We start from the raw sequence: 10368 nt of genomic DNA, 5'->3' as shown, positions 1-10368 counted from the left end.
CTGCACTGGAGCGGGCGGTGAAGTGACGTCACGTCATCGCATCCCCATACACGCTTGTCCACCCGCCCCTGTGGATGGACCTTGCACAAGGCTGTGGACAAGTGAGCAGGCCCAGGCCTGCAACGCTGTCAAGATGGGTGGTCAAAAAATGACCGCACCTCTTGCCGTGATGCACCCAGTGTCTTCTCGGCCGCTACGACACATCGCGTCGGCGATTCGTACTTCTGATTACCTAGATGCCAAGCCGCCCTAACGGCCGTGCTGCAGGAACCAGCTGGCAGCACCGATGACGCCGAGCTGGCCGTGCTCGACGATGCTCACCGGCACCTGCTCCAGCGCGGGACGCAAGGCGCCCTTGTCGAGCAGGCGCGCGACAAAATCGCTATCGGCGATGAAGTTTGCGATTTGCGGCAGGAACCCCCCGGCCAGGTAGACGCCACTGCGCACGCCATACAGCAGCATCAGGTCACCGACCACGCTACCCATAAACCCGCAAAATGCCTGCAAGGCGTGATGCGCCAATCCATCGTCGCCGGCCACGGCGGCAGCGGTGATATCGGCCGGGCTGGCGTACACCACGGTGTCGCCGCGCAAGGCTGCCAGCGCGGTGTACAGATTCAACAGGCCCGGGCCGGACAACAGCGTTTCGGTCCCGACGTGGGTGCGCGTGCGCCGCAGTTCCTGCAGCAACGCCAGTTCCAGATCGCTGGCTGGCGCCAGTGCAGCGTGGCCGGCTTCGGTGGGCAGCACCACCGGATGGGCACCGTTGGGGATCCACAGCGCTGCGCCCAGGCCCGTACCCGGACCAAGCACCAAGGCCGGGCCTGCGGCACCCTGCACCGGGCCAGACAACTGCATGACCTGGTTGCCGATCATGTAATTGGCCGCGTAGGCGACCGCTTCGAAATCGTTGACCAGATGCAAGGCCTGCATGCCGAGCTTGTGGCGAATCTGCTCGGGCGCCAGCACCCAGGGCAGATTGGTGGTGATCACGCTGCCGTCTTCCAGCGCGTAGCCGGCGCTGGCGATCACGCCCCGGCGTACTGGCGCACATCCCAGTTCTGCGAAGAACGCGGCCATGATGTCGGCAAGGCCTGGATAGTCGGCGCAGCGGTACTTGCGGTAGTCCAGCACCGTGACCGGCTTGCCTGCGTCATTGCTTTCGCATACCAGCGCCAGGCGCACGTGCGTTCCGCCCACATCGGCGGCAACGAAGGTTTCGGGGCGCGAAAAGGCCACTGCTTCAATTGGACTGCTTGCGCTCACGCATTCTCCTGATCTGTGGCGGCGGCTGGCGTCGTCGCCCGTTGTCCGACGAACGGCAAACGGGGTAGACAACGTTGTCAGCAATCGTCCTGTAACGCAACTGTGGCAATCGCAATTAGTCCCGAATCAGGCAACACGCGTCATTCGCCAAAAATCTGCTTGCGTAACGGCGATTCCTGCATAAAATCAGAGCGGCAGGATCCCTTTCCGCGTTTACGATAGAACGCGCCGATAGTAGCAGTCGCGCTGCAAAGAGTATTGCGCAGGCACCGCAGCAAAAACGAGGCTTCTCTCTGAAAATGCTGCATTGCAGCGCAATCGCAGCCACATCAGAGATCTGTGACGACGTGTTGACAACGCTGTCAGCGCTACGCGAGACTCGATCCAAATCGGGGTTCTGGCAGGAGGGGCCATGGACTGTTCGGTACTGAAGAACGGGCATTCCCTCGCCTAACATTCCAGGTTCGCGAGTCGTGCGTTACCAGACGTTACCGCTCGCTGATGTGTGTTTAGCTCCACCGCTTCACCACACGGGGGACACCTCCTTCACCACGCGAATCGCCTGCACCCTGCTTCGAAAGAAGCGTGCCAGCGGAATGGTCGCGATCGGTCAGGGCGTGTTGTTTTGCCGGCCACGCCGAGCGCGTTGCGCCCTACTGCAGGGCAGCGCGCTCACAGCACTAACCAATGAGGTTTAGCCATGCACAGCCGCACCACGACGTTAGCACTCTGCATCACCGCCGCTCTGTACTGCTCCGGCTCTGCAATGGCTGCCGGACAAGAACAACCAGCCCCGGCCAGCACGCCGTCGGCCACCACCGAGCTGGATACCATTACCGTCACCGGCTACCGCGCGTCGCTGGAGAAGAGCCAGTCGGTCAAGCGTGCGGCCAACTCCATCGTCGATGCGATCAGTGCCGAAGACATCGGCAAGTTTCCGGACACCAATGCGGCCGAATCGCTGGCGCATGTTCCGGGCATCAGCGTCGACCGCCAGTTCGGCGAAGGCGAAAAGGTCAGCATCAACGGTACCGACCCGGCGTTGAACCGCGTGCTGCTCAATGGCCAGACCATCGCCTCCGGCGATTGGGGCGGCAACCCGACCGACACCAGCGGCCGTACCTTCAACTACACGCTGCTGTCGCCGGAAATCATCGGCCTGATGGAGGTCTACAAGACCCCCGAAGCGCGCATCGACGAAGGCTCGATCGGCGGCACCGTGATCGTGCACACCCGCAAGCCGCTGGACCTGCCCAAGAACACCCTCCGCGGCTCGGTCGGCTACAACTACAACGACCGCTCGAAAGAAGGCAATCCGCGCGGTTCGGCGCTGTGGAGCTGGAAGAACGACGACGAAACCTTCGGTGCGTTGATTTCCGCCACCCATGACGAACAGGACCTGGCGCGCGCCGGTATCGAATACTTCGGCTATACCACCGGCGACAAGATTCCGCCCACCGCAACGATCACTGGCGACGGCAGCAACGTCGCCACCGCACGCGTCCCGGCCGGCATCAGCAGCGCGTTCTTCCAGCAGACCCGCGAGCGCAACGGCTTGCAGGGCGCGTTGCAGTGGAAGCCGGACGAGAACAACGAATTCAATCTGACCGGCATCTACATCAAGGGCAAGTACAACAACTACAGCCAGGCGCGTTATGTCTGCCCGGCCTGTAACAACGATCTGGAAAAGGTGACCCGCGCCAATGTGGAGAACGGCGTGGTCACCTCGGCCACGGTGTCTGACAACACGCAGGGCGGCGTCAATGACCAGCCGTACGCGCAGATGGACACCAACTACCGCGAAAGCACCGTCACCACCAAGAGCCTGAACCTGCGGCACGACTGGTCGGGCGAGAAGTGGGTGTTCACCACCCAGATCGGCGATACCGAGGCCACCGGCGGCAAGAACCCCGAATACCTGATGAAGTACCTGATGCAGGATGGCGGGTACAACTACGCGTTCGACGGCCGCAATACCGCGGTGAACTACGACAACGGCGGCGCGGCCAACTGGGCGCTGCCGGGCAATGCTGCCGGTCTGCCGGCAGGCTCAACTGCAGATGGCGTGATGCAAGCGGGCGGCATTTACTACCAGAAGAGCAAGGACCAGGAAAAATACTTCCAGTGGGATGCGTCGCGCGATCTGGCGCTGGGCCCGTTCAACAAGCTGCAGTTCGGCTACAAGTATATCAATCACGACAATGGTGTGGACGCACGCGGCAACCGCATCAACACCACCGACCCGGTTTCGTTGACGCAGTTCAACCCGGGTACTACGCAGAGCAGCCTGTACGACGGCCTGGGTGCCAGCGGCGACCTGACCACCTGGCCGACCGCCAACCTGGGCGCCGTGCGCCGTTATCTGCTGGCGCAGCCGCAAGGTCCCTATACCACCGATTTCGGTGGCTCGTTCGACGTTAAAGAGATTACCCAGAACGTCTACACGCAGTTGAACTTCGAGTCCGGCCAATGGCGCGGTAACGTCGGCGTGCGCCTGCTCGATACGACCGACAAGTCCGAGTATTGGCAAAGTGCCGACAATGGCGATAGCTACTCTCGCGTTGCTGAGACGCACGATTACCGCAAAGCGTTGCCGAGCTTCAACGTGGCCTACGACGTGACCGACGATGCCGTGCTGCGCTTCTCGGCCGCCAAGGTCATGGCACGTCCGCGTTATGGGGATCTGGCAGGCTCGTTCACCGTCAACAGCGGCAACGGCAATCTGACCGCCAGCGGCGGCAACCCGGACCTGAAACCGTACGAGTCCACCAACTACGACTTGGCGGCCGAATGGTATTTTGCCCCGTCGAGCATGTTGTCTGGCGAGGTGTTCTACCGCGACATCAACTCCTACATCGTGAGCACAACTGTCAACGAGTTCCGGCCGGCAGATGCCCGTGGGAATGAGGCAGGCAATTATCAGGTTACCACCCCGACCAACGCCTCCGACGCCAAGGTCAAGGGCGCATCGATCAACTACCAGCAGACCTTCGGTCTGGGCTTTGGGTTGCAGGCCAACTACACCTATGCCAAGGCCGACGCCAGCACAGGTTTGAACCTGCCCTACCTGTCGCGCGATACCTACAACGTGATTCCGTATTGGGAACACGGCGACTGGACGGTGCGTGTGAACTACAGCTACCGCTCCAAGTACTTCACCCAGATCGGACGGCTGGGCTCGGAAGACTTCGCAGACAGCTACAAGCAGCTGGATTTGACCGCCTCGTATCAGATCACCGACTACATGGGTCTCACCTTCGGCGCCACCAACCTGCTGGATTCCACCTACCGCTTGTACAGCGGGACCAGGGATACCCCGACGGCGTTCTACAAGAACGGCCGCGGCTACCAGGCCCAGCTGAACTTCAAGTTCTGATGTAGTCCCGGCGCGCCACCGCCCCTCCACGGTGACGCGCTTTTTTTTGGACCTGTCGCTTTCCGCAGCGGCAGGTCGATGTCGCATCAAGGAGTGGTACTGGCCACACTCCTTCGCAGCCGAGTGGGCGTGACCAGGCCCGCTTTCGCTATCCACGCGCGGCCGCCGCATGACCGACGCGTTTCGCTTACAGGAGTGCAGTTCCCATGACGACCGATAGCCGCCAGTACGCGGCTCCCTCCCGCCGCCACGCCGGAGCTGCACCCAGGAGTCGAATGCTGGCGTTCGCTCTCTTGCTCGCGCTGCCGGCGCTGCACGTCACTGCGGCGCAATCGCCAACCGCACCCACCGCCACCACACTCAGCCCCGAAGCGATCGACCAGCAGTGGCTCGATGCCACCGCCAAGTACGCGCCCGAGCGCGAGCGTCTGGTACGCGAAGCCGAAGCCGGCGCACGCAAGGGTCCGTTCCGTCCCGATTGGGCGGCACTGAAGGCGTATCAATCGCCGGCGTGGTACGACAACGCCAAGTTCGGCATCTTCATCCACTGGGGCGTGTTCTCGGTGCCGGCATTCGGCAGCGAGTGGTATTCGCGCAACATGTATCTGCAAGGTTCCAAGGAATTCGCCCATCACGTGGCGACCTACGGGCCTCAGGCGAGCTCCGGCTACAAGGATCTGATTCCCAAGTTCACCGCGCCCAGGTTCGACCCCAATGGCTGGGCCAAGCTGTTCCGCGAATCCGGCGCGCGCTATGTGGTGCCGGTGGCCGAACACCACGACGGGTTTGCGCTGTACGACTCCAAGTTGTCCGACTGGACCGCGATGAAGATGGGGCCCAAGCGCGACCTGCTGGGCGAATTGTCCAAGGCGATTCGCGCGCAGGGCCTGCACTTCGGGTTGTCCTCGCACCGCGCCGAACACAACTGGTTCTTCGACGGCGGGCGCACGTTCGATTCGGACGTCAACGACCCGCGTTACGCGGCGCTGTATGGTCCGGCGCAGGTGCGCTTGCCGGGCAAGGACGATGCCGATGTGGCCAACGACTGGACGCCGGTCTCGCAGGCCTGGCTGGACGACTGGCTGGCGCGCACCACCGAGTTGATCGACACCTATCAGCCGGACCTGATCTATTTCGACTGGTGGATTGCCCACCCCACCTTCCGGCGCAGCCTGCCGACCATGCTGGCGTATTACTACAACCAGGGTGCGGCGCGGACCGAGGCCGACCGCGGCGTGGTGGTGAACTACAAGCTCGGCGCATTTCCCGAAGGCGCAGGCACGCTGGATATCGAGCGCGGCCAGCTCACCGGCATCCACTCCACGCATTGGCAGACCGACACCTCGGTGAGCAACGCCTCGTGGGGCTACATCGAGAACGACACCTACAAGTCGCCCACTTTCATCATCCACATGCTGGCCGACGTGGTGGCCAAGAACGGCAACCTGATGCTCAACATCGGCCCGCGCGCCGATGGCTCGATCCCGGGCACCGAGCGCGGCATCCTGCTGGCAATCGGCAAGTGGCTCAAGACCAACGGCTGCGCGATCTACGACAGCAAGCCGTGGCGCGTGTACGGCGAAGGCCCCACCGAGGTGGTGGGCGGCACTTTCCAGGACATCAAGACCAAGCCGTATACGGCCGAAGATTTCCGCTTCACCACGCGCGATGGCGCGCTGTACGCGATCGAGCTGGGCTGGCCGAGCAATGGCGAGGCGGTGATCCGCTCGCTCAAGGCCGCCGACGGCGTGCGCGCGGTGACCTTGCTGGCAACCGGCAAGAAGATTCCGTTCGAACAACGTGCCGACGGCCTGCATCTGCGCCTGCCGGTCAAGCCGGTTGGCGCAAGTGCCTACGTTTTCCGCATCGACCTCTCCTCCCCCACTCCCTGACGGATGTTGTCTTTCATGAGTAAGCGATTGACCTGGATGTTGCTCGCGCTGGCATTTGCCTGCGCCCCGGCCTTGGCCAAAAACCCCACGGCGTTGTTCTATCTGATGAACACGCAGAAATCGACCAACTCGTTCATCGCCAACGTCGACAAGATCGATGTGGTGGTGCCCACCTGGTATGGCGTGGACCAGAACGGCCTGGTCAACGGCACCCCCAACATGTATCTGTACGACATCGCCAAGCAGCACAAGCTGCGGGTGATGCCGATCCTGTCAATGACCACCGGTCGCGAAGGCTTCCACAAGCTGATGCATGACGAAGCCGCCAAGAAGCGCATGATCGAATCGCTGCTCATCCACGGCAAGCAGCACAAGTACTACGGCTTCCAGTTCGATTTCGAAAACATCGCCTGGACCGACCGCGACGCCTACACGCTGATGGTCAAGCAGACCGCAGATGCGCTGCACAAGGCCGGGTTCAAGATGTCGGTCGCGGTGGTGCCGAACGCGCCGGGTTATGCCGAAGGCGGCCAGTTCTCCAAGTGGATGTGGGAATACTGGCGCGGTGCATACGACCTCAAGGCGCTGGGCCAGGCGGTGGATCTGGTCAGCCTGATGACCTACGACCAGCACACGCGCTGGACCACACCGGGCCCGGTCGATGGCATGGTATGGATGAAGAAGCACCTGGATTACGCCATCACCCAGGTACCGAAGGACAAGCTGTCGCTGGGCATCGCCACCTACGGCTACCGCTGGTACACCGGCAACCCGGTGAAGGAAGACGGCACCGAGGCGTCGAATATTTCCGCAACGTATATCGATGCAGACGAATCCTTTCCGCTGGCGCAGGAACAGAACGCCACCGTGCAGTGGGATCCGGTCGAGCAGGAATCGTGGTTCTACTTCTACCGCGACGACATGCGCGAGTGGGTGTTCCGCCCTGACGCACGCAGCTTCAAGGCACGTTACGAGCTGACCAAGCAATACGGCCTGGAAGGCTTCAGCTGCTGGGTGCTGGGCGCCGAAGACCCGAAGGTGTGGGACGAGCTGCCGACTGCGCAGCGCTGAGCGCAGCAGACGCGACGACGCGACGACGCGACGACGCGACGACGGCATGGTGATCAGGCGGGCGCGGCTGGTGCAAGGAATTGGACTGCGGGGCTGCAGTCCGGTTCCAGCGTTTCCCGCGCCCGTTTTGCAGCCACCGACGCCTCTGACGTGATCGCATGACCACGCTTCGTCCCGCTGCGCAACGGGACGAAGCGTCCGCCAGTCACTGCGTCTTCCGACACGGCTTTGCTACTGTGCGTGGCTGCCGTGTACCGCCGCCATACCGGGATGTGATTGCATGATGTCGAACTCTGCACCCAACGCACGCCTGACAGCTGTCGGGCCGTTCTCCTCGCGCCTGCTTGCGCTTGCGTTCGCAGCAGCGTCGCTGGCCGGTTGCGGTCAACGTGCGCCTGGCACTTCGCCGGCCTCTGCCACGGCGGTTGCACCGGCCGCTGCAACCGCAGACACCGCGAGCGCACCATTGCCACTGATTCCTGCCGCCGTCGAGGTCAAACGCGGTAGCGGCAGCTTCACGGTGGGCGCCGGCACGCTGATCTCGATCGTGCCCGGCGACGCCGATGCACGGCGCAGTGCCGAACATCTGGCCGACCTGCTGCAACGCACACGCGGGCTGCGGTTGGAAGTGCGCGCCGAAACCAGCGCGTCGTCTGGCAGCATCCGCCTGGAGCGCAACCCGCAGGCACCGGTGGCGCACAAGGAAGGTTACAGCCTGGATGTCGATGCCAAGGGCGTGCGCATTGCCGCGCGCGATGGGGCCGGCTTGTTGTATGGCGCCATCAGCGCCTGGCAATTGATGACACCGGATGCACGCAAGGGCGAGGCCCGGTTGCCGTCGGTGGCGATCCGCGACTGGCCGCGTTTCAGCTGGCGCGGCCAGCACCTGGATGTGGCCCGCCATTTTCATGATGTGGACACGGTCAAGCATGTGCTCGATACGATGGCCCTGCACAAGCTCAACGTGCTGCATTGGCATCTCACCGATGACCAGGGCTGGCGTATCCAGATCAAGCGCTATCCCAAGCTCACCGAGGTGGGCGCATGGCGTACACCGCCCGGCGCCGGCCAGCACGGCACGCCGCAGCGTTATGGCGGCTTCTACACACAGGAACAGATCAGCGAGATCGTCGCCTATGCGGCGCGCTTGCATATCACCGTGCTGCCCGAACTGGACATGCCCGGCCATGCACAGGCGGCCGTGGCTGCCTATCCCGAAGAAGTGGGCGTACCCGGCGCACGCACGCAGGTGGGCGTGGACTGGGGCGTCAACTCGTACCTGTTCAACACCAGCGAACGCAGCCTGACCTTCATCACCCACGTGCTGGACGAAGTGCTGACTTTGTTCCCGTCGACCTACATCCACATCGGTGGCGATGAGGCGGTGAAGGATCAATGGGAAGCCTCGCCGACGGTGCGCGCGCAGATGCGCAAGCTCGGGGTCAAGGACGCGCATGCGATGCAAGGCTGGTTCAACGAACAGCTGGCGGCCTACCTCACCCAGCACAGCCGGCGCATGGTCGGCTGGGATGAAATTCTGGAAGGCGGCGTGCCGGCCAGTGCGTCGGTGATGTCGTGGCGTGGCGTCGAAGGCGCGGTGACCGCAGCCAAGCAAGGCCACGATGTGGTGCTGGCGCCCGGCGACTGGCTCTATCTGGACAACCTGCAGACCACGCGCAGCGACGAACCGAATGGTCGCCTGACCGTATTGCCGCTGTCCAAGGTCTATGCATTCGATCCGGTGCCGGCCGAGCTCAGTGCCGAACAGGCCAGGCACGTTTTGGGCGCACAGGGTGCGTTGTGGTCCGAATACATCCCCTCGCGCTGGCATGTGGATCACGCCCTGTTTCCACGGCTGTCTGCGGTGGCGGAAGTGACCTGGTCGCCGCCGGCGGCACGCAACTGGAACAGCTTTTTGGCGCGCATGCCGGCGCAGCTGCAGCGCTACAAGGCGCTGGGCATCGACTACAGCGACGGCGCCTTCGCCGCCGATATCATCCTGGAGAACGGACCCAATCCGGTGCTGGCCGGTGGCCCGGCCAAGGTGGCGCTGAGCACGCAGACCGGCGCGGGCACGCTGCACTACACGACCGACGGCAGCGAGCCCACGCCGGCATCGCCGCGCTACAGCGCGCCGTTTGCGATTCACTTGCCGACCACGGTCAAGGCCACGGCGTTCGATGCCAACGGCGCACCACTGGCGGCCACGCGTAGCCGCACCTTCGATCGCGCGAGTTTGTTGCGGGTGGATACGCAGGGATTGCAGCACTGCGTCGACACCGGCGCGCTCGGCCTGCGCCTGCCGCTGTTGCCGGAGATGACCGGCGCCGACACCCCGGTGTACAACGTCGATCTGTTTCATGCCTGCCGCCTGTATCCGCGGGCACGGCTGGACGGCATCGGCGCGATCCGCATCGACGCCGCACGCCTGCCCAACAACTTCGGGCTGGCGCACGAGCAATCCAAGGTCGTGCAATACCCGGCCAAGACCCGCGACGGTGAGCTGGAAGTGCGTCTGGGCTGCGACGGCGATTTGATCGCCAGCGTGCAGCTGCCGCGCAGCGACACCCTGGGCGAACAATTCACCCTGGAAACCGCACTGCCTGCACGCACCGGCGTCCACGATCTGTGCCTGCGCTTCACCGCGCCGATCCGTGGCCCCCTGTATGCCATCGGCGCCGTTCAACTGATTGAAACCACTGCGCAGGCGCCCCCCGCCGCCACGCGCTGAGCCCCCTAGGAGAGTCACGCATGCCCCTGCCC

At 63.4% G+C, this 10368-nt stretch carries 5 protein-coding genes; 4 read left to right on the top strand and 1 reads right to left on the bottom strand.

Translation table 11 applies throughout. The features are described 5' to 3' along the window. Positions 1 to 249: 249 nt before the first annotated feature. Positions 250 to 1266 carry a glucokinase family protein gene (locus XAXN_RS19115; RefSeq protein ID WP_054320693.1) on the bottom strand — a complete coding sequence of 339 codons (1017 nt, stop codon included), beginning with the start codon at positions 1264 to 1266 and terminating at the stop codon, positions 250 to 252. 700 nt (positions 1267 to 1966) lie between these two features. Between XAXN_RS19115 and XAXN_RS19110 the strand changes: the two genes are divergently transcribed. From XAXN_RS19110 to XAXN_RS19095, 4 genes are all read left to right on the top strand, one after another. Beyond that, positions 1967 to 4642 carry a TonB-dependent receptor gene (locus XAXN_RS19110; protein WP_054320692.1) on the top strand — a complete coding sequence of 892 codons (2676 nt, stop codon included), beginning with the start codon at positions 1967 to 1969 and terminating at the stop codon, positions 4640 to 4642. 206 nt (positions 4643 to 4848) lie between these two features. Further along, complete coding sequence (locus XAXN_RS19105) at positions 4849 to 6534, top strand: alpha-L-fucosidase (protein WP_054320691.1); 1686 nt, start codon at positions 4849 to 4851, stop codon at positions 6532 to 6534. Positions 6535 to 6537: 3 nt separating this feature from the next. Next, positions 6538 to 7605, top strand: coding sequence for a glycosyl hydrolase family 18 protein (locus XAXN_RS19100; protein ID WP_017155577.1), 1068 nt, complete (start codon positions 6538 to 6540; stop codon positions 7603 to 7605). Positions 7606 to 7885: 280 nt separating this feature from the next. Further along, positions 7886 to 10336, top strand: a complete 2451-nt coding sequence (locus XAXN_RS19095; RefSeq protein ID WP_054320690.1) for a family 20 glycosylhydrolase — start codon at positions 7886 to 7888, stop codon at positions 10334 to 10336. The last annotated feature ends 32 nt before the right edge of the window (positions 10337 to 10368 follow it).

It is taken from the genome of Xanthomonas axonopodis, assembly GCF_001304695.1.
GTDB classification, from domain to species: domain Bacteria; phylum Pseudomonadota; class Gammaproteobacteria; order Xanthomonadales; family Xanthomonadaceae; genus Xanthomonas; species Xanthomonas axonopodis.
Note: the sequence above shows the minus strand (reverse complement) of the source record. Positions and strands in the feature narration are given on the sequence as shown.